Annotated in this window: 22 protein-coding genes and 1 tRNA gene; 18 read left to right on the top strand and 5 right to left on the bottom strand. The window is 51.7% G+C overall.

Annotated features, from left to right (window positions below; all coding sequences use genetic code 11):
- Window positions 1-86 precede the first annotated feature (86 nt).
- Complete coding sequence (acrD, locus tag AC0Z7K_RS13365) at window positions 87-3,242, bottom strand: multidrug efflux RND transporter permease AcrD (protein ID WP_485614830.1); 3,156 nt, start codon at window positions 3,240-3,242, stop codon at window positions 87-89.
- A 303-nt stretch (window positions 3,243-3,545) separates the two neighbouring features.
- Here acrD and AC0Z7K_RS13360 point away from each other — a divergent pair, with 303 nt between their 5' ends.
- The gene (locus AC0Z7K_RS13360) at window positions 3,546-3,830 is read left to right on the top strand and encodes a winged helix-turn-helix domain-containing protein (protein ID WP_485614828.1); all 285 of its coding nucleotides are present in this window, start codon (window positions 3,546-3,548) and stop codon (window positions 3,828-3,830) included.
- Between the two features lie 70 nt (window positions 3,831-3,900).
- Window positions 3,901-4,506: a GDP-mannose pyrophosphatase NudK gene (gene nudK / locus AC0Z7K_RS13355; RefSeq protein WP_413528181.1), complete on the top strand. Its 606-nt coding sequence runs from the start codon at window positions 3,901-3,903 to the stop codon at window positions 4,504-4,506.
- A gap of 76 nt (window positions 4,507-4,582) precedes the next feature.
- Here nudK and AC0Z7K_RS13350 read toward each other — a convergent pair whose 3' ends face one another.
- On the bottom strand, window positions 4,583-5,758 hold the full coding sequence (locus tag AC0Z7K_RS13350; RefSeq protein WP_485614826.1) for a hypothetical protein: 1,176 nt from the start codon (window positions 5,756-5,758) through the stop codon (window positions 4,583-4,585).
- 267 nt (window positions 5,759-6,025) lie between these two features.
- Between AC0Z7K_RS13350 and AC0Z7K_RS13345 the strand changes: the two genes are divergently transcribed.
- Window positions 6,026-7,096 (top strand): DUF1176 domain-containing protein, encoded by a 1,071-nt coding sequence (locus tag AC0Z7K_RS13345; protein WP_413528183.1) that lies wholly within the window; start codon window positions 6,026-6,028, stop codon window positions 7,094-7,096.
- Window positions 7,097-7,176: 80 nt separating this feature from the next.
- Here AC0Z7K_RS13345 and ybcJ read toward each other — a convergent pair whose 3' ends face one another.
- On the bottom strand, window positions 7,177-7,398 hold the full coding sequence (gene ybcJ, locus AC0Z7K_RS13340; protein ID WP_112164341.1) for a ribosome-associated protein YbcJ: 222 nt from the start codon (window positions 7,396-7,398) through the stop codon (window positions 7,177-7,179).
- Between the two features lie 30 nt (window positions 7,399-7,428).
- On the bottom strand, window positions 7,429-8,301 hold the full coding sequence (folD, locus tag AC0Z7K_RS13335; protein ID WP_112164342.1) for a bifunctional methylenetetrahydrofolate dehydrogenase/methenyltetrahydrofolate cyclohydrolase FolD: 873 nt from the start codon (window positions 8,299-8,301) through the stop codon (window positions 7,429-7,431).
- Window positions 8,302-8,474: 173 nt separating this feature from the next.
- Here folD and AC0Z7K_RS13330 point away from each other — a divergent pair, with 173 nt between their 5' ends.
- The 5 genes from AC0Z7K_RS13330 (at window position 8,475) to AC0Z7K_RS13310 (ending at window position 12,821) form a co-directional block, all read left to right on the top strand.
- Window positions 8,475-9,386, top strand: a complete 912-nt coding sequence (locus tag AC0Z7K_RS13330) for an L-lactate dehydrogenase (protein ID WP_485614823.1) — start codon at window positions 8,475-8,477, stop codon at window positions 9,384-9,386.
- Between the two features lie 146 nt (window positions 9,387-9,532).
- Window positions 9,533-9,609: transfer RNA gene (locus tag AC0Z7K_RS13325), tRNA-Arg, on the top strand.
- Window positions 9,610-9,774: 165 nt separating this feature from the next.
- A complete protein-coding gene (locus AC0Z7K_RS13320) occupies window positions 9,775-10,953 on the top strand; it encodes a tyrosine-type recombinase/integrase (RefSeq protein ID WP_485614820.1) in 1,179 nt (392 codons plus the stop codon).
- An 872-nt stretch (window positions 10,954-11,825) separates the two neighbouring features.
- On the top strand, window positions 11,826-12,023 hold the full coding sequence (locus AC0Z7K_RS13315; protein ID WP_485614818.1) for a helix-turn-helix transcriptional regulator: 198 nt from the start codon (window positions 11,826-11,828) through the stop codon (window positions 12,021-12,023).
- A gap of 102 nt (window positions 12,024-12,125) precedes the next feature.
- Window positions 12,126-12,821, top strand: coding sequence for a hypothetical protein (locus tag AC0Z7K_RS13310; RefSeq protein WP_485614816.1), 696 nt, complete (start codon window positions 12,126-12,128; stop codon window positions 12,819-12,821).
- A 427-nt stretch (window positions 12,822-13,248) separates the two neighbouring features.
- Here the strand turns inward: AC0Z7K_RS13310 and AC0Z7K_RS13305 are convergent, their stop codons facing one another.
- Window positions 13,249-13,434 carry a YlcI/YnfO family protein gene (locus AC0Z7K_RS13305; protein WP_485614813.1) on the bottom strand — a complete coding sequence of 62 codons (186 nt, stop codon included), beginning with the start codon at window positions 13,432-13,434 and terminating at the stop codon, window positions 13,249-13,251.
- Between AC0Z7K_RS13305 and AC0Z7K_RS13300 the strand changes: the two genes are divergently transcribed.
- From AC0Z7K_RS13300 to AC0Z7K_RS13255, 10 genes are all read left to right on the top strand, one after another.
- A complete protein-coding gene (locus AC0Z7K_RS13300) occupies window positions 13,361-13,834 on the top strand; it encodes a host cell division inhibitor Icd-like protein (protein WP_485614811.1) in 474 nt (157 codons plus the stop codon). The two genes, AC0Z7K_RS13305 and AC0Z7K_RS13300, sit on opposite strands and share 74 nt — an antisense overlap.
- Window positions 13,827-14,039, top strand: a complete 213-nt coding sequence (locus tag AC0Z7K_RS13295; protein WP_213051199.1) for a hypothetical protein — start codon at window positions 13,827-13,829, stop codon at window positions 14,037-14,039. Before AC0Z7K_RS13300 ends, AC0Z7K_RS13295 begins: the two co-directional genes overlap by 8 nt.
- Entirely contained in the window at window positions 14,032-14,271 is a 240-nt protein-coding gene (locus AC0Z7K_RS13290) for a hypothetical protein (protein WP_213051198.1), read from the top strand. The genes AC0Z7K_RS13295 and AC0Z7K_RS13290 overlap by 8 nt, the downstream gene beginning before the upstream one ends.
- Entirely contained in the window at window positions 14,264-15,046 is a 783-nt protein-coding gene (locus AC0Z7K_RS13285) for an ORF6N domain-containing protein (RefSeq protein WP_485614808.1), read from the top strand. The genes AC0Z7K_RS13290 and AC0Z7K_RS13285 overlap by 8 nt, the downstream gene beginning before the upstream one ends.
- Window positions 15,043-15,348 (top strand): hypothetical protein, encoded by a 306-nt coding sequence (locus AC0Z7K_RS13280; RefSeq protein WP_485614806.1) that lies wholly within the window; start codon window positions 15,043-15,045, stop codon window positions 15,346-15,348. Before AC0Z7K_RS13285 ends, AC0Z7K_RS13280 begins: the two co-directional genes overlap by 4 nt.
- Window positions 15,349-15,435: 87 nt before the next feature.
- Window positions 15,436-15,804: a hypothetical protein gene (locus AC0Z7K_RS13275; RefSeq protein WP_485614804.1), complete on the top strand. Its 369-nt coding sequence runs from the start codon at window positions 15,436-15,438 to the stop codon at window positions 15,802-15,804.
- Window positions 15,804-18,485: a DUF927 domain-containing protein gene (locus AC0Z7K_RS13270; protein ID WP_485614802.1), complete on the top strand. Its 2,682-nt coding sequence runs from the start codon at window positions 15,804-15,806 to the stop codon at window positions 18,483-18,485. Before AC0Z7K_RS13275 ends, AC0Z7K_RS13270 begins: the two co-directional genes overlap by 1 nt.
- A 5-nt stretch (window positions 18,486-18,490) precedes the next feature.
- The gene (locus AC0Z7K_RS13265; RefSeq protein ID WP_485614800.1) at window positions 18,491-18,829 is read left to right on the top strand and encodes a single-stranded DNA-binding protein; all 339 of its coding nucleotides are present in this window, start codon (window positions 18,491-18,493) and stop codon (window positions 18,827-18,829) included.
- A gap of 53 nt (window positions 18,830-18,882) precedes the next feature.
- On the top strand, window positions 18,883-19,806 hold the full coding sequence (locus tag AC0Z7K_RS13260) for a hypothetical protein (protein WP_485614798.1): 924 nt from the start codon (window positions 18,883-18,885) through the stop codon (window positions 19,804-19,806).
- Window positions 19,807-19,908: 102 nt separating this feature from the next.
- Window positions 19,909-20,691, top strand: a complete 783-nt coding sequence (locus AC0Z7K_RS13255) for an antitermination protein Q (protein ID WP_485614795.1) — start codon at window positions 19,909-19,911, stop codon at window positions 20,689-20,691.
- Window positions 20,692-20,916 lie beyond the last annotated feature (225 nt).

Here is a 20,916-nt window from a genome sequence, read left to right as displayed (position 1 = left end):
TTTAGCGACGATTCTTACACCAGTAAATCACTAATAAAAAAGGCGTTAATTCACATTAACGCCTTTTTTGTGGGCTTTTTTCGCCGTTATTTCGCGTCGACGGGTGCTGTTTCTACGATGTCGGCAATCAGCGGTTCACCGGATTTTCCCGGAAAACGGCGGCGGATCAGCACGAAGAACAGCGGCACGAAGAAGACGGCGAGTACGGTTGCAGAAATCATCCCGCCGATAACGCCGGTTCCCACTGCATGCTGGCTGCCGGAACCTGCGCCGGTGCTGGTCGCCATCGGTAACACGCCGAAGATAAACGCCAGCGAGGTCATCAGGATAGGACGGAGGCGCATTCTCGAGGCCTCCAGCGTAGCCGCCAGCAACTCCTTACCTCTGACGTTCAGATCATTGGCAAATTCGACGATCAGAATGGCGTTCTTCGCCGACAGCCCGATGATGGTCAGCATCCCGACCTGGAAATACACGTCGTTTTCCAGCCCGCGCATCCATGTGGCGATCACTGCACCGAGCACGCCGAGCGGCACCACCAGCATGACGGAGAAAGGAATCGACCAGCTCTCATACAGCGCCGCCAGACACAGGAACACCACCAGCAGGGAAATTGCATACAGCGCCGGAGCCTGCGAACCGGACAAACGTTCCTGATATGACAGACCGGTCCATTCGAGGCCAATCCCCACCGGCAGCTTCGCCACCAGTTTTTCCATATTGTCCATTGCCGTACCGCTGCTGACGCCCTCGGCCGGTTCACCGACAATTTCCAGTGCCGAGTAGCCGTTGTAACGCTCCAGACGCGGCGATCCGGTCAGCCAGTACGACGTGGCGAACGCGGAGAACGGCACCATGGTTCCGGCAGAGTTTCGGACATACCAGCGGTTAATATCATCCGGCAACATGCGGAATTTCGCCCCGGCCTGAACGTACACTTTTTTAACGCGGCCGCGATCGACGAAGTCATTGACATAGGAAGACCCCCACGCGGTGCTCAGCGTGCTGTTGATATCAGAGACAGCCACGCCCAGCGCTTGTGCTTTGACCTGATCGATGTCGATTTGCAACTGCGGGCTGTCATCCAGCCCGTTGTGACGCACGCGGGTCAGACTGCTGTCTTTGGCGGTCATCTCCAGCAGCTGATCGCGGGCAGACATCAGCGCGGCATGGCCCAGCCCTGCGTGATCCTGTAATTCCATATCGAAACCGGTGGCACTGCCAAGCCCGTTGATGGCCGGCGGGCTGCTGGCGATCACGCGGGCTTCGGTAATCTTATTAAACTCTTTAGTGGCCTGCTCAATCAGGGCGAACGAGGAGTCGCCCGCGCCGGTGCGGTCATCCCAAGGGGTCAGACGTACGAACATACGGGCCACGTTCTGCCCGTTTCCGCCAGGCCCGGCACCGATGGTGGAGAACACCGACAGCACATCTTTCTTGTCGGTATTAAGAAAGTATTTTTCGACTTTCTCGACCACTTTCTGCGTCTGCTGCAACGTTGAACCCGGCGGCAACTGGATCTGAACGGTAAACACGCCGCGGTCTTCCAGCGGCAGGAATGAGGTCGGTAATTTGATAAACATGAACGCCAGCGCTCCGACCAGCAGCGCATAACCGAGCATCCAGCGCACGCTGTTTCTCAGGATACCCGCCACGCCGTTTTCGTAGCGACGGGCGTTGCGGTCAAACATGCGGTTGAACCAGCCAAAGAACCCGCGTTTGCCGTGATGATGGCCCTGTACAATAGGTTTGAGAATGGTGGAGCATAACGCCGGGGTCAGCGTCAGCGCGACGAACACTGAAAGCACCATTGCTGAGACGATGGTGATCGAGAACTGACGGTAAATCGCGCCGGTGGTACCGCCGAAGAAGGCCATCGGCACAAAGACTGCCGACAACACCATGGTGATCCCCACCAGCGCACTCTGAATTTGCCCCATCGATTTACGTGTGGCGTCTCTGGGGCTGAGCCCTTCCTCGCTCATCACGCGCTCGACGTTCTCCACCACTACGATGGCATCATCCACCAGCAGCCCGATCGCCAGCACCATGGCAAACATGGTTAACGTGTTGATGCTGTAGCCGAACTGATGCAGCACGGCGAAGGTCCCGAGCAGCACCACTGGCACTGCGATAGTCGGGATCAGCGTCGCGCGGAAATTTTGCAGGAACAGGTACATCACTAAGAACACCAGCACGATCGCTTCAAACAGCGTTTTCACCACGTCGGTGATTGCCGCTTTAACGAACGGTGTGGTTTCATAAGCGACTTCCGCTTTCAGGCCGTGAGGGAAGTAGTGAGAAAGTTCCTCAAGACGGGCGCGCACGGCTTTATCGGTTTGCAGTTCGTTAGCACCTGACGCCAGTTTCACGCCCATACCGGATGCCGCCTGACCGTTGTAACGGCTGAGCAGACTGTAGTTTTCCGCACCCAGACCAATTTCGGACACGTCGCCGAGTTTCACCTGCGAACCATCCTGATTCACTTTCAGCGTGATCTGGCGAAACTGCTCCGGCGTTTGTAGCTGGGACTGGGCGTTGATGGTGGCGTTCAGTGCCTGAAAATCCACTGAAGGCGCACCGCCGAGCTGGCCGACCGCCACCTGACTGTTTTGAGCTTTGATGGCCGCTACTACGTCGGCAGTGGTCAGCTGATAGTTATTCAGCTTGTCCGGATCGAGCCAGATGCGCATCGCGTATTGTGAACCATAGGCATCGATGCTGCCGACGCCGTCCACGCGGCTCAGCGGATCCTGAATGTTTGAGGCCACATAGTCGGCGATATCTTGCTTATCCATACTGCCGTCGGTGGAGACGAACGCCACCATCATCAGGTTGGTATCACCGGTTTTGGACACCGTTACGCCTTGAGTTTGAACATCCTGCGGCAAACGCTTCAGCGCCTGTTGCAGCTGATTCTGTACCTGTTGCAGCGCTTCGTTCGGGTCTGTCCCGGCGGTAAAACTCAGGGTGATTTGTGATTTGCCATCGTTACTGCTTTGCGAAGACATGTACATCAGATTGTCGAGGCCGGTCATGTTCTGCTCGATAATCTGCGTGACGGTATTTTCTAAAGTTTGTGCTGATGCACCGGGGTAAGTCGCAGAGATGCGGACATTGGGCGGAGCCAGATCGGGATATTGTTCGACCGGCAAAAAGTAAATAGCCAGTGCGCCGGATAAGGAAAGGATGATCGCTAAAACCCAGGCAAAAATCGGGCGATCGATGAAAAAATTGGCCATGCGTCAAGAACCTCGTTATCACTCAGGCGGGAGTGAAGAACATCAGCAAACAAACAGAACGTCAGTAATCTGACAAAAAAATCCACTGAGAAGCGTTTCCCAGCGGCAGTACTGTCCAAAGAGGACGGAGCGAGTGTTAGAGTGTAGTTCTACGTCCAAGCACTTTACCTGCTCACATTGAATAAAACGTGGAGAAATAAAGGAGATAATGTAAAAAACCCACTCCTGACACGGGGTTATGTTGCTTAAAATCTTCTACGCTTGGTGTGATCCTTTCCAAATAACATGACCGGAGTACGTTTGATGAATTTGAATTCGGTGTTTGCCCGCCGTCTGTATCTTTGCTGGTTGCTGGAAAATGAACAAAAACCTAATGTGCCGAAGTTGATGGAAATCACCGGCTGGCCACGCCGGACCTTACAGGACGTGCTTAAAGCGCTGCCGGGCATGGGCGTCGAACTCGATTTTGTGCAGCAGGGTATCCGCAACAATGACGGCTACTATCAGCTTTCCAGCTGGGGGCCGCTCGACAGGCAGTGGATTGCACGCCATCGTGAACAACTTCTTAAGGCGATTTCGCAAGGATGAAGATAGCAGGGGGAGAATAATCCGGCTAAGATGACGGGCTTCTCTCACCACTTCTGAGCGGGGGCATTGAATGTCATCTCAAGACGATTGTTTATCTGACAAGTCATCAAAGATCGAAAACGTCCAAAGCGAGCTGTTGTCCGACAACTGGTACGTTCTGCGTAAATTCTCTTACGATTTAATCAAGCGCAATGGCGAACGCCAGCCGCAAACCCGCGAAGTGTATGACCGGGGCAACGGCGCTACGATCCTGCTCTACAGCAAAATCAAAAAAACCGTCCTGCTGATCAAACAGTTCCGTATGCCGACCTATGTCAACGGCAATGCCACCGGCATGCTGCTGGAAACCTGCGCCGGTCTGCTGGATAACGATTCGCCGGAAGACTGCATCCGCAAAGAGGCAATCGAAGAGACCGGTTTTGCGGTGGGTAAAGTCGATAAGCTGTTTGAGGCTTACATGTCACCGGGCAGCGTCACTGAGATCGTTCACTTCTTCGCGGCGCAGTACGATGAGTCGCAGCGTCAGAACGCCGGCGGCGGGGTAGAGGACGAAGATATTGATGTTCTGGAAGTACCGTTCGCCGAGGCGCTTGAGATGATCAAAGATGGCCGCATCAAAGACGGCAAAACCATCATGCTGTTGCAGTATGCGCAAATTCAGGGCTGGATGGCGTAACCGTTTTTGAAACGGCAACGTGATGAATGAAAAAGGCACCCGCGGGTGCCTTTGGTATTTTGAGCTGGATTAACGTTTACTGAGCCGCTGCAACCGGCGTGCTGACAGCATGACTTTTGATGGCTGACCAGGGCAGAACCGACCACTCCGGCCCTTCACACGAACGCTGAACCCGGGCGAATGACGGATCAAAATACAGCCCCTTTGGCGTGAAATACCATGCCGGGAACTGCCAGATCTCCGGCTGAGAGTAATCACAATCGTCATCACTCTCCTCGGTCGGTTTCTTCATTTCCTGCGGATAGGCTTCGGTCAGCTGTTTCACCAGCCACGGTGCCCATTTCTTGTCGCGGTACTCGGAGAACGTATCAAAATCCACATCATTTTTGCCGGTAGAGACGCCGTCTTCGGCATTGAGATAATGGAACGGCGTACCTTCGCCGACCCAGACCACATCTTCCAGCGTCAGCGATTCAGCCGTTTTCGCATTCATATTCACCGGCGCTTCGCCGAAATCAGGATGCGCACCGCCGCAGTCGTAGGATGTAAAAATGCTGATACTGACCACGTCATTGCTCAGGAATTTCGGCGTCACGGTCTGCATATATTCACCTTTGCCGAACCGGCTGGCGCCAAGCATACAGGCATGCCAGCCGCTGACTTCCTGCAACAGGCGGGCGCGCAGCTTTTGGTTGATCGCGTGCAGCGCTGGTTCCGGATAACCGGAAGCAATTTCAAACAGCGTGATTTTGGATTTCGGCTCAGTCCACCATTGCAACTGATAGCCCATGAAGTTTTCGCTTTTACCGGCAGTCAGCTGCAACCCGGAAAGGCGTAAAAACTCATAAGGCTCGGTGTGGGCGAGGGTGGTCAGCCAGGCATCATCCGCCGGTGAGGCGGGGATTTGCGCTGGTTGAAGTTTCACCGGCAGCGTTTTGCCCTGCGGATTGGTCCAGCTCCCTTGCCAGCCACCTTTTTCGTCTTTGGTCAGTGAAAGCTCAGGGCGCGGCGTGTCGTCAAAATCATCCAGCCCTTCCTGAAGTTTGAGTTCCTGACCGTCGAGTGCGCCGTTTAACGGCAGATCCAGACGGTATTTCTGATAAAAGTAGCGACCCGTGACTTCATCAGGTTTATTTAAATCCAGCTCGACGACAATAGCGGTTTTACCCAGCGTGCCGGAGTAGACCACCGGCGGCTCTTCGGCCAGCGCAGGCAGGGCCAGCAGGGCTATCAACCAAATCCACAACTTCATCTGTTTCTCCCGGAGAAATGAACATCATCCTTTACGCCATTATTTTTTGTTATAGGCAACGGCGTGCGAAAGCCAGTGTACTGAAAGTTTTGTTACGCCACCATGACGTGATTTCGTTAATGTTAAAAATTTTTCGTGACTCAAAAACCAGTCTGGCAAGGTATCTCTTTCTAAAATCGAATAAAAAAATGCTGCTTTGTTAGCAGTCTCCCCGCAGAGGTTACGCTATTATCAAAAAGATAACTTCGAGAAGAGCTGAACCTCATAATGAGCAGATGGATAACCGCCCCTTTATGCCTGCTGGCCGCAATGCTGACTTTTCGCACGCAGGCCGAACCGATGCAGGCCATGTATAACGACTGGCAGGTAAGTTGCGACAACCTTAATCACTGTACCGCGCGCAACAGCCAGGACGGACAGGAGCTGGTGATGAAGCTCACCCGCGAAGCCGGGCCGGAAGGCAAATCGACAATCAGTATTGATTACCAGCGCAACAGCGATGAGCAGAGTACCGACGCGCCCATCGCTAACCGGTTACAGATGAACGGTAAAACGCTGAGTTTTAATCACCGCGAATGGGATGTCAGTAAAAAACGCCTTTCCACCAGTAACCGTCTGGTGGTCAACGACTTTATCGCCGAAATTCGCGAAGGCAGCAGCATTCAGCTGGCTGGCAAAGCCGATCCCGCACAACCGGTCAGGCCAATGATTTCGCTCAAAGGCCTGAAAGCCGCTTTGCTGGTCATTGATGATCGACAGGGCCGCGTCGGCACTAAAACCGCCTGGGCGAACCGCGGCAATAAGCCGGTGAGCACCGTGCCGCCAGCCCCGGCAGCGCTGGTGCTGCCGCGTTTTAGCGAACCGCACGCGCTCTCCGAGACGGAGATCTCCGCCATCACGCAAAATGCCGCGACCACCATCGAGAACAACGATTGCAGCCTCGATCCTTCCGAACGCGAAGTGCATATTTTCGCCCTCAGCAATGATAAAGCGCTGATGACCGTTAACTGCGATATGGGGGCCTACAACCTGTTCGCATTAGGGTTCATGGTGTCACGACAGGCTCCTTACAAAATGGAGAACCTGACGCTCAATATGCCTTTCAGGCTGGGCGACGACGAACAATCACCCGAGCTGATTAACGCAGATTTCGACCCAAAAACCGGCATGCTGTCGACATACGATAAAGGGCGCGGGATTGGCGACTGCGGCGTATCTTCGCGCTGGGTGTTTGACGGTAAAGCGTTCAGGCTGGCGGCGTTCGCATCGGAACCGGCCTGCGACGGCTACAGCAGTGGCGGTGAATGGCCGGTGCTGTGGGTGACTCAGAATCCGTAACTTTCTTTACATCACAAAAATGCCCTGCAAGCATGACGCTTTCAGGGCATTTTCTTTTCTATCTTAAAGCGCGGTGAATATTATTCAGCAGACGCTTTAACGACGACCGTGTTGCTGGCAAATTCGACCTGCTGATCGGCTACAATTTTGCAGCGTCTGCGGGTTTCAACTTTACCGTTGACCTTTACCTGGCCTTCGCTAATGACGGATTTCGCACTACCGCCGCTGTCACACCAGCCCATAAATTTGAGCAGGTCGCAGAGTTCAACGTGCGGGTGCTTTTCGAGAAAAAAAGTTTCCATGTATTCCTGACTTTGTTTGGTACGAATGAATTAAGACTTAGTGGCGCTGATGTCGTGATATTCCTCACACGCCTGCAAGGTATTCTGAATCAGCGTCGCGACCGTCATCGGGCCAACTCCGCCCGGCACCGGTGTGATAAAGGAAGCGCGCTCAGCGGCGGCATCATATTCCACATCGCCGACAACTTTACCACTTTCCAGACGGTTAATACCGACATCAATGACAATCGCGCCCGGTTTAATCCATTCACCCGGAATAAAGCCTGGTTTACCGACGGCTACCACGACCAGATCGGCATTTTCGACGTGATGACGCAGATTTTTGGTGAAGCGGTGCGTCACGGTCGTCGTACAACCGGCCAGCAGCAGTTCCATGCTCATCGGACGGCCCACAATATTGGATGCGCCAATCACCACGGCATTCAGCCCGAAGGTATCAATGCCATAGCGTTCGAGCAGGGTGACGATGCCACGCGGTGTGCAAGGACGCAGGGTAGGCGCACGCTGACACAGGCGGCCGACGTTATACGGATGGAACCCGTCGACGTCTTTATCCGGATGAATGCTTTCCAAAACCTTGATGTTATCGATACCTGCTGGCAGCGGAAGCTGTACCAAAATGCCGTCGATTTCGCCGTCATTGTTTAGCTGGTCGATGAGTTTGAGCAGTTCGCCTTCCGTGGTGGTGGCAGGCAAATCATACGAGCGGGAGATAAACCCGACTTCTTCGCACGAGCGGCGTTTGCTGGCGACATAAATCTGTGACGCAGGATTTTCACCCACCAGCACCACGGCCAGGCCAGGGGCGCGTTTTCCTTCCGCCAGTCGTTGTTGAACACGCGCTGCAACTTCGTTTCTGACTTGCTGCGCAATCGTTTTACCGTCAATAATCTTTGCTGCCATCAGGGAGTAAATCCATCAATTAATAAATGCAGGGGATGCGCCTATTTTGTCAGAAGCGGCGGGCGCTGTCAGGCGTTGAATGCGAATAACTTTCCCGAAGATTCACTGAGACAGTCTCTTTAAAAGTGTCTATTTTAGAAACAGGGCTTTTTAAATCATAAGGAAAGGAAACAATGACACGCAAAGTGGGGATTATCGGCGCAGGCCACGTGGGCGCAGATGTTGCATTTTCTTTGGTCACACAGGGTTTGTGCGACGTGATTGTTCTGCTGGATGAAGACGAAAAGAAAGCCGCCAGTCAGGCGCTGGAGTTGCGCGACATGGCGTCGCTGACTGCCTCACGCGTTAAGGTAATCACCAATGATTACAGCGAGCTGCACGACGCCAGTGTGCTGGTGATTGCCGTTGGCCCAAAAACGTTACTCCGTGAAGACCGCCTCGAAGAGCTGGCCGAGACCCGCGCCGCCGTGCGGGACATCATTCCCCGCGTGATCGGCAGCGGTTTTGGTGGCGTTATCGTCAACATCACCAATCCGTGCGACGTCATCACTCAGATTATTCAGCAGACCAGCGGTTTCCTGCATTCGCAGGTCTTCGGCACCGGCACGTCGCTCGACACTGCGCGCATGAAACGCGTCGTCGGTGAGTTTTTCGATATCGACCCGAAAAGCGTCACCGGCTACGTGATGGGCGAACACGGCGAATCCCAGTTTGTCGCGTGGAGCACCGTCACGCTCGGCGGACGTCCGGTTGCCGAGGTGGCGGGCAGCCGTGACGTCGACTGGGCGAAAATGAATGACGCCGTGCGCGGCGGCGGTTGGGAAATTCTGCAAGGCAAAGGCTGGACCAGCTTCGGCATCGCTACAGCGACGGCACGTCTGGTGGACGCGATTTTGTCCGATGCGCACAGCGTGTATCCGGTTTCGGCATGGGATGAAGGGCTGAACGTCTATATCGGCCAACCTGCGGTAATCGGCAAGTACGGCATCGTGCAGACCCTGCAACCGGAACTGACCGCCTACGAAGGCGTGGCCTACCATGCGTCGGCACGCGTGATTACTGCGGCGCTGAAGTCAGAGAAATAAGGTAAGCGCCCCACATTGTGCGGCAGGGCAGGCCGGGAAGAACGCCAAATTGTTCAGGTATTAAGCAGAGAGTTCGAAAGCCATTGACTCAACCCGGTCTGCCCGTATAATCCGAACCCGCAACGCTCCCGAATCGGGACAACAATGCGCCCTTAGCTCAGTTGGATAGAGCAACGGCCTTCTAAGCCGTAGGTCACAGGTTCGAGCCCTGTAGGGCGTACCACCCTTACTTATTTTAACGTCTCCCAAAGCCCACTAATCCCTCTAGTATCAAGGCTTTCAGCCATATCCCATTATCTCAACGTCTATTGCCATCCATTGAAATCAACATGCAAATGGGGGTATAAATGGGGGTATCCTCAGGTTCAATGATGTGAGATACCCCCAATTGAAACTCAACGCCCGTCAGGTCGATACTGCCAAGCCTAAAGATAAACCCTACAAGCTCAGTGATGGCGGTGGCCTCTACCTCTTGGTCAATACTAATGGATCACGCTATTGGCGCCTGAAATACCGGATAAACGGAAAGGAGAAACTGCTTTCCATTGGAGTTTATCCAGACGTTCCACTCGCTGCTGCGAGGTCAAAACGTGATGAGGCTAAACGAACCTTAGCTGCCGGCGGTGATCCGGGGCAGGAAAAACAGGCTGAGAAGCAGTCGAGAAAGGTTAGCGTTGAAAATACCTTTGAAGCCTTAGCCAGAGAATGGCACGCCTATAAAAAACCGAACTGGTCTAAAGGTTACTCTGAGGATCTCATGGAGTCCTTCGAGAACGATATTTTTCCGTATGTCGGAAAGCGTCCTGTTGCTGAAATTAAGCCGCTTGAAATTCTTGAGGCGCTGCGAAAATTAGAAAAGCGTGGCGTTTTAGACAAAATGCGCAAGATCCGTCAGGCATGCAGTCAGACCTTCAGATATGCCATTGTGACTGGCAGGGCAGAAAATAACCCTGCTGGTGATCTTGCTGGTGCATTGGCAGTTCAGAAACATCAGCACTACCCCCATCTATTATCCTCAGAGCTTCCTGAGTTTCTCCGATCGCTGAATCAATATTCCGGTAGCCAAATTACATTAAGAGCAACAAAGCTGCTTTTACTAACCGGCGTTCGTACCATTGAGTTACGTGCTGCCGAATGGGCTGAGTTCGATCTCCATAACGATACCTGGGAAGTACCCGCATCCAGAATGAAGATGAAGCGCCCGCATCTGGTTCCGCTTTCGAAACAAGTAAAAGAACTCCTGCTAGAAATTCAAGACATCACCGGGCGGTTTAAATTAGTTTTCCCTGGTCGCAATGACAGCCTGAAGCCAATGAGTGAGGCAAGTATTAATCAGGTTATTAAGCGTATTGGCTATCGTGGTAAAGCTACTGGTCACGGCTTCCGTCACACCATGAGCACAATTCTTCACGAGCAAGGCTACAACACAGCTTGGATCGAACTACAGCTCGCTCACGTCGATAAGAACAGCATCAGGGGAACCTATAACCACGCGCAGTACCTTGAGGCTCGAAGAGAGATGTTGCAATGGTATGCCGATAACATGGATACCTTAGAACGTTCGTAGGGCAACTAGCCAGAAGAACGGATTCTCTAACACGGAATTCCTTCACATGAGAGAAAAGTAGGTAGGTTCAGTTGGTTCAGTAGGTTCAATATTTTATTTGAATGATTTATAAGAGATTTTAGTGAGATATTGAACCGACCCTGAACCGGCTTTAGGCCGTTTGAACCGACCTTACTGTGATCAATGTAAATCTGGCGTTTTCTTTTAAGTTGCTTAAATTAAATTTTTTGCAAAAAACTCAAAAACACTGGACGAGTAACCAGTAGTGATCTAAAGTGAGCATTAGTAGATTTTTTGTTCTTTAAGACAACTTCACTGAAAAGTGTCAGCAATCGAGCGCTGAAAAGTACATTGTTCTTTAAATAACGGGCATTTGCCCTACGTCGCTGCAAAGCGAGTAGCTCTTTAAAATTACTGGAAGCTCTCTGAACTCAGGAGCAATCGCCGAAATGCGATTTTTATTCGGATTACTTTCCATATCCGAACGTCTGGACGAGAACTTTCACGTAACTAAAAGTCGGGTGATTCACCCAGTGCTAAAAATTGCAGCTCGCATGGGCTGACGATGATTATGTAGCTCTATAAAATTATGATATGGGATGTTTCGTCCCTACCAGCCATTTTAGTTCCCATCTTTACACAATTTGATATATCACCCTATGCCGAGAAGGTGTTTGGTGAAAAACCAAAGTGATCGCCCCACAGCAGTTATCACATGCTTCCAAGTGTCTTTTCCAAAATATAAATTAATTACCATAAACCGCACATGATTTCATGCTGTGGGTTTTGCTGTATATAAAATCTGAAAAAAAAGCCCTTCCAAATCGGTCGGGCTTTTTTTATGCCAAAAATTCATAAATATGAGGTGATAAATGACCCAGTCTTTAATTCGATTATCGGAAGTATTACGCCGTACTGGTTACAGTAAGGCGTGGATCTATCGGCTTATGTCTCAGGAGAAATTTCCCAAATCCATCAAGATTGGTACCCGATCCATTGCCTTCGTTGAAAGCGAAATTGACGAATGGATCAATCAACGTATTGCAGAATCCCGCAAGGATGTCGCCTGATAAATACCGGGTGTTCATTACTTGCGAGAGTTTGCGGCTCGGTTCATTCATCATTTCGATGCCGTCGCGACAGCTAAAAAAAGCTTAAACGGAGAATAACCAATGAAACTGAAAATTAACCACTTAACTGTGGGCGGGCAAGCTCAGTCCAAAATCAGTCCGGAAGATATTCTGAATACCCGCCGGCATGTTATTTCCGGCGACTGGACGGCCATTAATAAATGTACCTGCACACTCACCGATCTCGGGCTGCGTCACAATGGTAGTGGGCTGGTGTGGTTGGGTTCTGGCGTATCGGTGCATCAGGCTGATCATGATGCGGGGGTATCTGGCAAAGATAAAACGTCGGGAAGTGTTAACGGGCTGCCGTGGGACTTAGTTTGTCAGTGGACGGAATACACCACCAGGCTAAGTTTTGCAGTATCCATCCCAGCCGAAGTGCGCCGACAATTTTATCAGAACGATGCAGAGTTTGGTGTTGCAATGCGTAAAGCGGGTTATGTCCCGGTCCGCACCCGTAAGTTGACCGGAAAAAAAGATAGCTTCTGGCTTTACCGAATTACGGGTAATGACAAGGGGGTGTGTCCAGAAGAACCCGCAGAGCATAAGGCTTCCCACGTATTTGTCCAGACCTCAAACAAACCGCGCAAAGCATTTAAGCGTCTCGTTGTTGATGGAAAATGGCTGTACGTTTACGACGACCATGTTCGTTTTCTGACAAAGAAACGTCATCGTATCGATGGTGTCCGTGTCCAGGGCTTCACCGCTAAAGGTTTGCGCGTAGAGGTGGTGGCATGATGCCGACGACTACATCCCCGGCAATATCGGGTCAGTTGCGAGTCAGTAATCCTGACGCACAAATCAGCTTCGGGTGTTCAGCGAACAGACCTATTTTTGATTATCGCGAAACGCGAGAATTGGCTAACTGGATGATTTTGTTTAATTCCGGTGAATCGCCGGAATCAGCTAACCCGTTGGTTTCTTCGAAAACCTGCAATGCAGATGAGGATGAACACGAACACGAACAGTATTCGGGTTTGGTTAAACCGGAAAACTATTCCGGTTCATCTGAACATTACCATTACTCAGGTTTGACCGAACATAAACATTGTTTAGGTTCAGCGAATGAAAAGGGCCGGACTGCGAATCCGACCCTTTGGGGTGTTTACTCATGCAACTACGAAAGTATCGTAGTTCATATTTCAACCTACAAAAATTTCGTAGGTCAGTCCTCTGGCGATTCCTTGGCTTTCTTGCGCTGCCTGCGCTTGATCTCGCCTAACATTGCCAACGAAATAAATTGCCCCGTGCTTTCACCAGGAGTTTTCACTAGCTCCATGTCATTAATAATTTCATGTGCTATTCGCGCAGTTACGGATTGTGATTTTGTATTCTTGGGACCGGTTGCCATATCTACACCTTTTGACCTTTGGTGTAAGACAATATACACGCAAATATATTTGAATAAAAGCTTGACGTGTAAGACACCTTTATCTTACCGTGTGTCTTACACCTTGGTTGTCTCAAGGTCTGAAGTAACAACGTCCCAAGGTGCTACCAACACCAATGGGACGTCTATCCACAATGTAACGGAGACTTACACTATGGCATTACAACATAGTACCCAAACTCGCCCCGAGAAAAAATACCTCTGGCGCTTTCTTGCCCTAAATCGCTCAGATATGTGCGCAAAACCTTGCCGTATTTCGGTTGAAGCACCAACTGAGCACGATGCTCGCCGGGTTCTTGCACCGTTCTTCATTCTCTCTCTGTCCGCTCGCCTGTCTGCACAGGGGGTGTGCAATGTCTAAAACCAAAACGCCTTTAGCACCTTTGCATCTCGATCTCTTGGATAACATGAATCGCATCTCGTCTTATCTGGACACAGCCATGTTCCTGGTTGGTCACGATGAAACTCATGCGCTGGGTATCGAGTTGATGGAACTGGCGCTGGTCGTCATTAAAAAAGCCAACGATGCCCATGACTTTGCAAAAGGAGAGCCAGCCAATGCGTAATCTTTCTGCAAAACGAGCTGCTGGAAAAATGGAGCGTAAAACTTACGACGTCCCAACGGATCCTCAGCTCTACGCAATCATGACCGCTGAACTGTTGGCATGTGCGCACCAGCTAGCAATCAACAACGATAGCAGCACCAATCACTGGATTGAGGCTTTACTGTCGGTTGCCGCAGAACGAGCCAAAGACTTGGCAGATATGTTGGAAGACGGGGAGGTTACTAATGGCTAAGAAAACTGAGCTGGCACTCGTGAACGCCAAAGACTTGCAGGTTATTGAGTATCGCGGTCAACGTGTGGTGACCAATGAACAATTGGCAGCCGGATATGGCACAACGGTAGACCGGATCCGCCAAAACTTTAATCGCAATAAATCCCGCTTTGTTGAGGGTAAGCACTACTTCCAGATTGAAGGAGATGAGCTTAATGATTTGCGCGTATCTTTTAGCGACGCACAAATTTCCCCGAAGACGCGTTCCCTTACCCTTTGGACTGAGCGTGGTGCCGCCAATCACTCTAAGATGCTGGAAACCGATCAGGCATGGGATTACTTCAATGACCTGAGTGAGTTTTATTTCACTAATCGTGACGCGTTGCCAGCCCCTACCGACCTTAGCCGTCTTGAGATCCTTCAGATGGCAATTGACTCAGAGCAGGGACGATTGGCTGAAAAGCAACGTGCCGATAATGCTGAACGTACCAAAGGCCAGATTAGCCGCAAGCGCGAAGCTCAGGCATTGGGCAAGCTGGGTGCCGTAACCCGTAAGTGCAATGTCCTTTCGGAACGTCTCGGTGAAAGCACCAAACACGCGACAGTGACCGCAGTCCTCAATGCCACCGGCACTGAGTATAAGTGGGCTCCGCTGCGCAAATGGTGCCGTGCCAATAACATGGAAGCCAAGTTTGTCGCCGACGAACGTTGGGGAAGTGTCAAATCATGGCCCGCTGAAGCGTGGCTGGCAGAGTACGGTGTCAATCTGCGTAAGCTATTCGGAGGTGAAGCATGAGCCATATCGAAAATATTTTAATCCGCAGCGACATGCAAAAAGAAGAAACCGCATCGCTGAAGAACATCCGTATGCACTCAGAGGCGGCTTATGAAGGCTTGATTTCTGGTTTGGGTGCCATTGGCAACATCGCATTCTGGGCTTGTGACAATAAGAACTACAGCGACGATATGGCGCGTTCTGACTTATGCGCTCTCGGTGAAATGTTGATGTACGTTCCTGGCATCACGGCTGCACTGAAGTTTAATGCGGAAGAGGCAGATTTTAATATCAAGGAGCGCGAACAGAAAAAGAAACGCTAACGCCAAATATTAATTTTCTCTGTTCAAAAATTTAATACCGACTCTGGTCGGGGGATCCCCTCGGCCAAAATTCGGTAAGGAGCATATATGAATAACTCTCTTGAATTAAATCGTAACCGTATTGCCGGTGCATTTGTTGAGTACTGCAAGCGTCGCAGCGGCGGACACCCCGTGTGCACCGTGATAGTAAAACGCAAACAGGTGATTCTCGGTGACCTGAGCGCTGACGCCGTGTGCCGCTGCCTGAAGGACTGTTTTGAAGTGCAGTGCCACAAAGAATATGGGCAGGCCAGCAGCATTGAACTTCTGGCTTCTACGTATTCCAGCATGACGAATAAGGACAACAGCAAGCTGACGGAGGAGGGCATTGAGTTCATGGCGGACATTATGAGCAATGCAGTCGAAATAGCGTTGAAGGATCCAAAGAATAATTCTCTCGGACTGGAGATGTATTAATGACAACCAGCTTAACTATCCGAGATGTAATACGTTCAGCGTCGGGTCGCTGGAGAGAGATTTATGAGTCATTAGGTATCGATGTACCACGAACAGCGGGTGTTCATGGGCCTTGCCCGGCCTGTGGCGGCAAAGACCGGTTCCGGTTTGATGACCAGGAAGGACGGGGAACGCACTTCTGCAATCAGTGTGGTGCCGGGGATGGTTTGGATTTGATCACAAAGGCGAAGACCTGTTCTGCACCTGAAGCGACGGCGATGGTAGCTGAAGTGCTTTCCTTACCTATGCGAACCGCGCCCATCGTCACTAAAACGGTGACAATTGATGTCACTGCAAAAGTGACAAAACTGCTTAAAGACTGTACGCCCGGCGAGTCAGAGTACCTCGCTAATAAGGGGCTTCCAAGCCCCTTCGATGCCCTGCTGAGTGATGGCTCGATGGTGATCCCGCTGCGTTCAATGGATGGGATGGTGACAGGTGCACAGATCATCAAGCCGTTGGGAGAAAAGAGGCTGCTGGCGGGAACCAAAAAGAAAGGCTCTTTTGTCGCACCTTTGCCACTTCCTGAGCAGGTTGAATCGGTGGTGATCACTGAAGGTTACGCCACCAGCGCTACGACCGGATTGCTGATGCCGGATGCACTTTTTGTTGCATCGATTGACGCCGGTAATTTGTTGCCGGTCGCGCAGTTGTTCCGTGAAAAATACCCAGAAGCTCGGATCATTATTGCCGGGGATAACGACTGGCATGAGCCCGGTGAGGTTGATGAGCAGGGTAAACCGAAAGTGAATACCGGCAAACTGTCAGCAGAAAAGGCGGCTCTCGCAATCAACGGTTGGGTGACTTTGCCACCGGGTGAAATTAAAGCCGATTGGGATGATCATCGCCAACAACATGGGCTTGAAGCCGCCAAGCAGTCTTTTATCAGCGGCCTGTATCAGCCTGAGAGTGGAAGCGAGAAAGTATTGCTGACCGTCATCGAAGGTGGAAAACGTACAGCCAAAGATGACCTTAAGCCTTATGTCGATGGTCGCCGCGGTGGTTTGTACTGGATTGAACCGAAACTGGATAAAGACAGCGGCGAGGTGAACGAGAAAGAAGCGTGGCTTTCCTCTTACGTGGAAGTCGTCGGAGTCGGAGAAGATGATGCAGAGCGTTACCTCATTCTTGCCTGGACGCCAGAGGGCAGTAATACGCAGCGGACTGAGGCTATTCCGCTGCGTGATATCGGTGAGCGCGAAGGATGGGCCAAGCTCAAAGCTGGTGGAATGCTCATTACTTCTAAAAGCGGATTGAAGGCCATTCTTGCCGACCACTTACAGCGCAGCGGTAAGCGTGAGATGTGGGCAATTGCCAGCGCCAGCGGGTGGCAGTGCGGCGCTTATATCATGCCCGACGGTGAGGTGTTGGGATGTCCTGAGAAACCGGTTCTGTTCAACGGGCGTTCTGCCGCTGCGCGGGGTTACACAGTTAAAGGAACGGTGGATAGCTGGCGCGATAGTGTTGCGAAACTCGCACAGGGCAATCCTTCCATGATGTTGGGTATCGCCTGTGCGCTGGCGGCACCACTGATTGGCATTGCTGGCGCTGATGGGTTTGGTGTCCACCTGTTTGGTGGTTCATCAGCGGGTAAAACCACGACTGGCAACGCGGCCAGCACTGTTTATGGTGAGCCTGATGCGCTGAAACTAACGTGGTACTCCACTGCACTTGGATTGGTGAATGAAGCGGCGGCACACAATGACGGGTTTATGCCGCTGGATGAAATCGGGCAGGGCAGCAACCGTCGTGCGGTGGCCGATGCTGCCTATGCACTGTTTAACGGTGTCGGGAAAATTCAGGGTGCCAAAGAAGGTGGAAATCGTGATGTTAAGCGCTGGCGGGCAATGGCGTTCAGTACCGGTGAAATCGATATGGAAAGCTACATCCGTGCAGATGGCGGCAAAATAAATGCGGGACAGCTGGTACGGCTGCTGAACGTGCCCATCACCAAAGCAACGGAATATCACGGTTACGCTGATGGTAAAACTCACGCTGATGCGATGCGGGATGCGTGCAAACAGAACTATGGCGCCGTCGGTCGGGTGTGGATCAACCAACTTGCGAGCCAGAAAAAGCATGCTGTCGATACTGTCCGCGCTGCCGAGCGCCGGTGGTTGGGGCTGCTGCCGGAGGAAGCCAGCGAACAGGTGCGGCGCGTCGCTTCACGTTTTGCAGTTCTTGAGGGGGCATTACTACTTTCCCAGCGACTCACCGGATGGAGCGAGCAGGAGAGTCGTGACGCTCTGCAACACAGTTTCAACGCCTGGGTAAATGAGTTTGGTATGGGGAACCGGGAGAATAAAGCATGGGTAGAGCAGGCTGAGTCTTTCCTGCAACGGTTTGGCTATAGCCGCTATTTACCCCATCCCCACACTGACCCGCGTGATTTGCCGATCCGCGACCTTGCCGGTTACAGGGAAGAAAGAGAAGGGCTTGAAACTCTGGTGTTCCATACCTTCCCCTCCGTATTCCGTGACGAAATCGCTGCGGGTGCTAACCCCGTTGCCTTTGCACAGGTGCTGGCTGAAGCCGGAATGCTGGATAAACCTGCCAAGGGGATAAGCAAAAAGACGCTCAGAATTGACGGGAAGCAACCGCGCTTTGTGGTTCTGATGATGCCAGATGATACCGAGGAGTAACCCTGATGACAGCACATATTGCAGCACATGGCCGACTGGTGGCAGATATCCAGACCAAGACAACCAGCGGTGGCTCATCGATGGCGCTCGGACGAATGGCAGTCGCGCTACCGTGTCGTGATGCGGAAGACGGACAGTTAACTTTCTGGCTGGCTGTCACTGCTTTCGGAAAGCAGGCTGACTTCCTGGCAAAACACAGCAAAGGCGACCTTATCAGCGTTTCAGGTTCGATGAACATCAGCCAGTGGACTGGTAGTGATGGTCAGTTGAATACCGGGTATCAGGTGCTGGCTGATTCCGTTATTAGCGCCAGAACGGTACGCAGCGGCGGTAAGCGTCCGTAATTAAGATGGCGGCCTGAGTGCCGCCTTTAACCATCTGAATACAGGGTGTGCAAATGACTCAAGAGCAGAAAGACGAAGTCCTGCGCCTCAAGCGTCAGGGGAAGGGCTACAAAACGATTTCTAAACTCACCGGTATCAATGTCAATACGGTAAAAACGACCTGTCGCCGTTCAGGGCTGTTTCGGGACAATCCTGAACACAGGGTGCTCTTTACTATTCCGGAACAGAAATACAGTACAGCCCTCGCGATCCCTAAACCGTTGCCGCCTCAGCGTTCTGTCACTGGCGACAAACAAACCGATGCTTATCTGTGGGTACTGGAAGTAATCAAGACTGGCGAGCCTGCCCATATTGCCGCAGCAGAGGATGCGCTTAAAAAACTGACCATCACACCGAAGCAGGCGCAGGAGACTTATAGCCGATACCTGCAACAGGGTGGTGCGGGGTGGACTGCCATATTTTCAACTATGTGGATGGACAACCCGCAGCATTATATTGATGCGTCTAAGGAGCAATATATCAAAGCGGGTTCAGTCCGGGGGATTTTTGGCAGCCTTCAATCAGCTTTTGAACCTGTGGGAGCAGAGGTGCGTATTGAGGCGGTATACGGTAAATATCAGGATATTTATTGCGATTATATGAAGAAAGGGCCGGGTGAATTTGTTTTTACAGATGTGTTGCCCGAGCCATTCACTTTAAGTGATGTCGTAAGGGAGATCCTGTATTGGGATTGGCTGTACTCGATGCGAAGCAGCGCTTACAAAGAGCTCTACCCAGATGAGAACTTATATGAGGGTACCCACCTTTGGGATCGGGAGCGTTATCTTGACGGTCTTTTAGAAACGATAAAACCGCTTACCCGTGGTGAAGCTCTGGACGTGCTTAAGTGGTACCTGAAATATCCGCGTTTTCAAGACATGAATGCGGACAGTGATGAGGTGTATCTCAACCTGATAGGCATGTATGAAGTGGCGTAATTACTGGTTGTTTTAGTGTTTCAATATACGCAATGAAATCGAATTATATTGCGTTTTATGCAATAATTAATGCATCAAAAACAGCCTCCCGGTGGTCGACTGATGAAACTCGAAAACGCACTTAAACAGTTCAACCCTAAAACCCAAACGTTCACCAACGTGCCGCCAGCAACGGCCTCAGATTCTCTGACGGGGCCAGATCTCGCCGCCTGTCTGGGGATGGCAGAGGCAGAGGCTGAATTCGGTATGGGGGCTTTCCTCGGTAAAAACGGCATCAGTCAGGAAGACGGGCTGCGCACCATTGAGCGCCTTGCTGTCTTCGCGATGAAGAACTCCGGTAAGCACGTGGGCAAAGCAGCTGGCCGCAGGATGGCGCATTGCATGGTGATCCTCGCGAAGATGGCTTACGCGGAGTATTGCCAGTCTGCGGGAAGCACAAGCGATTGCCCACATTGCCAAGGTCAGGGACTCATCTCAAAGGTGCACGAGGTGACCACTTATAGTGGTTATGTCGGTGCTGATGGAGAAGAGAAAATTCCGTCAGTCGTAGAGAACCAGCGTGTTTATGTACTGTGTCAACACTGTAATGGGAAAGGGGAAATTTCTCACCGCTGTCGCTGTAATGGTACCGGCCGCGTTCGTGACCTAGAGAAATCGAGCCTGCTCGGCGCACCGGTCGATAAGACCTGCGAACGCTGCAAGGGGAGGGGATTCAAACGGACACCCGGCACAACGGCCTATAAAGTGATTACGGCGCTGCTGCCAGATCTGCATGAAAGGACATGGAATCGTAACTGGCGACCGCTGTATGAGTCGCTGGTGACCAAATGCGAACAGGAAGAGAACCACGCTGATGCTGTGTTCCACAGAATCACAAGCAGATAGGATGATCGGGGATCTTATCGATTGTTTTGGATATAAGTCTTGCATTTTGTCCGAACTTGGCGTAATTTCTCTAAATCATGGGCGTTTCTGTAGATGACCCCCACGAAAAACGTAATAACCTCGCTTCGGCGCAATGCCGTTCACTTAAGCGGAGCGGCATGAGGATTCACCGGATAGCGGGTTTTTGACATCTTAACCGCCCTCGGCCTTGACGGTCGGGGGCGT

This window comes from Rahnella sp. 1L-D-7-B-C2 (assembly GCF_057290995.1).
The sequence above is the reverse complement of the archived record's forward strand: the minus strand, read 5'-3'. Positions and strand labels throughout refer to the sequence as shown.

What these genes read in the sequence shown, in the direction of transcription:
- acrD (WP_485614830.1), bottom strand. Translation starts at nt 3,242, where the DNA reads ATGGCCAATTTTTTCATCGATCGCCCGATTTTTGCCTGGGTTTTAGCG.
- AC0Z7K_RS13360 (WP_485614828.1), top strand. Translation starts at nt 3,546, where the DNA reads ATGAATTTGAATTCGGTGTTTGCCCGCCGTCTGTATCTTTGCTGGTTG.
- nudK (WP_413528181.1), top strand. Translation starts at nt 3,901, where the DNA reads ATGTCATCTCAAGACGATTGTTTATCTGACAAGTCATCAAAGATCGAA.
- AC0Z7K_RS13350 (WP_485614826.1), bottom strand. Translation starts at nt 5,758, where the DNA reads ATGAAGTTGTGGATTTGGTTGATAGCCCTGCTGGCCCTGCCTGCGCTG.
- AC0Z7K_RS13345 (WP_413528183.1), top strand. Translation starts at nt 6,026, where the DNA reads ATGAGCAGATGGATAACCGCCCCTTTATGCCTGCTGGCCGCAATGCTG.
- ybcJ (WP_112164341.1), bottom strand. Translation starts at nt 7,398, where the DNA reads ATGGAAACTTTTTTTCTCGAAAAGCACCCGCACGTTGAACTCTGCGAC.
- folD (WP_112164342.1), bottom strand. Translation starts at nt 8,301, where the DNA reads ATGGCAGCAAAGATTATTGACGGTAAAACGATTGCGCAGCAAGTCAGA.
- AC0Z7K_RS13330 (WP_485614823.1), top strand. Translation starts at nt 8,475, where the DNA reads ATGACACGCAAAGTGGGGATTATCGGCGCAGGCCACGTGGGCGCAGAT.
- AC0Z7K_RS13315 (WP_485614818.1), top strand. Translation starts at nt 11,826, where the DNA reads ATGACCCAGTCTTTAATTCGATTATCGGAAGTATTACGCCGTACTGGT.
- AC0Z7K_RS13310 (WP_485614816.1), top strand. Translation starts at nt 12,126, where the DNA reads ATGAAACTGAAAATTAACCACTTAACTGTGGGCGGGCAAGCTCAGTCC.
- AC0Z7K_RS13300 (WP_485614811.1), top strand. Translation starts at nt 13,361, where the DNA reads ATGTCATTAATAATTTCATGTGCTATTCGCGCAGTTACGGATTGTGAT.
- AC0Z7K_RS13305 (WP_485614813.1), bottom strand. Translation starts at nt 13,434, where the DNA reads ATGGCAACCGGTCCCAAGAATACAAAATCACAATCCGTAACTGCGCGA.
- AC0Z7K_RS13295 (WP_213051199.1), top strand. Translation starts at nt 13,827, where the DNA reads ATGTCTAAAACCAAAACGCCTTTAGCACCTTTGCATCTCGATCTCTTG.
- AC0Z7K_RS13290 (WP_213051198.1), top strand. Translation starts at nt 14,032, where the DNA reads ATGCGTAATCTTTCTGCAAAACGAGCTGCTGGAAAAATGGAGCGTAAA.
- AC0Z7K_RS13285 (WP_485614808.1), top strand. Translation starts at nt 14,264, where the DNA reads ATGGCTAAGAAAACTGAGCTGGCACTCGTGAACGCCAAAGACTTGCAG.
- AC0Z7K_RS13280 (WP_485614806.1), top strand. Translation starts at nt 15,043, where the DNA reads ATGAGCCATATCGAAAATATTTTAATCCGCAGCGACATGCAAAAAGAA.
- AC0Z7K_RS13275 (WP_485614804.1), top strand. Translation starts at nt 15,436, where the DNA reads ATGAATAACTCTCTTGAATTAAATCGTAACCGTATTGCCGGTGCATTT.
- AC0Z7K_RS13270 (WP_485614802.1), top strand. Translation starts at nt 15,804, where the DNA reads ATGACAACCAGCTTAACTATCCGAGATGTAATACGTTCAGCGTCGGGT.
- AC0Z7K_RS13265 (WP_485614800.1), top strand. Translation starts at nt 18,491, where the DNA reads ATGACAGCACATATTGCAGCACATGGCCGACTGGTGGCAGATATCCAG.
- AC0Z7K_RS13260 (WP_485614798.1), top strand. Translation starts at nt 18,883, where the DNA reads ATGACTCAAGAGCAGAAAGACGAAGTCCTGCGCCTCAAGCGTCAGGGG.
- AC0Z7K_RS13255 (WP_485614795.1), top strand. Translation starts at nt 19,909, where the DNA reads ATGAAACTCGAAAACGCACTTAAACAGTTCAACCCTAAAACCCAAACG.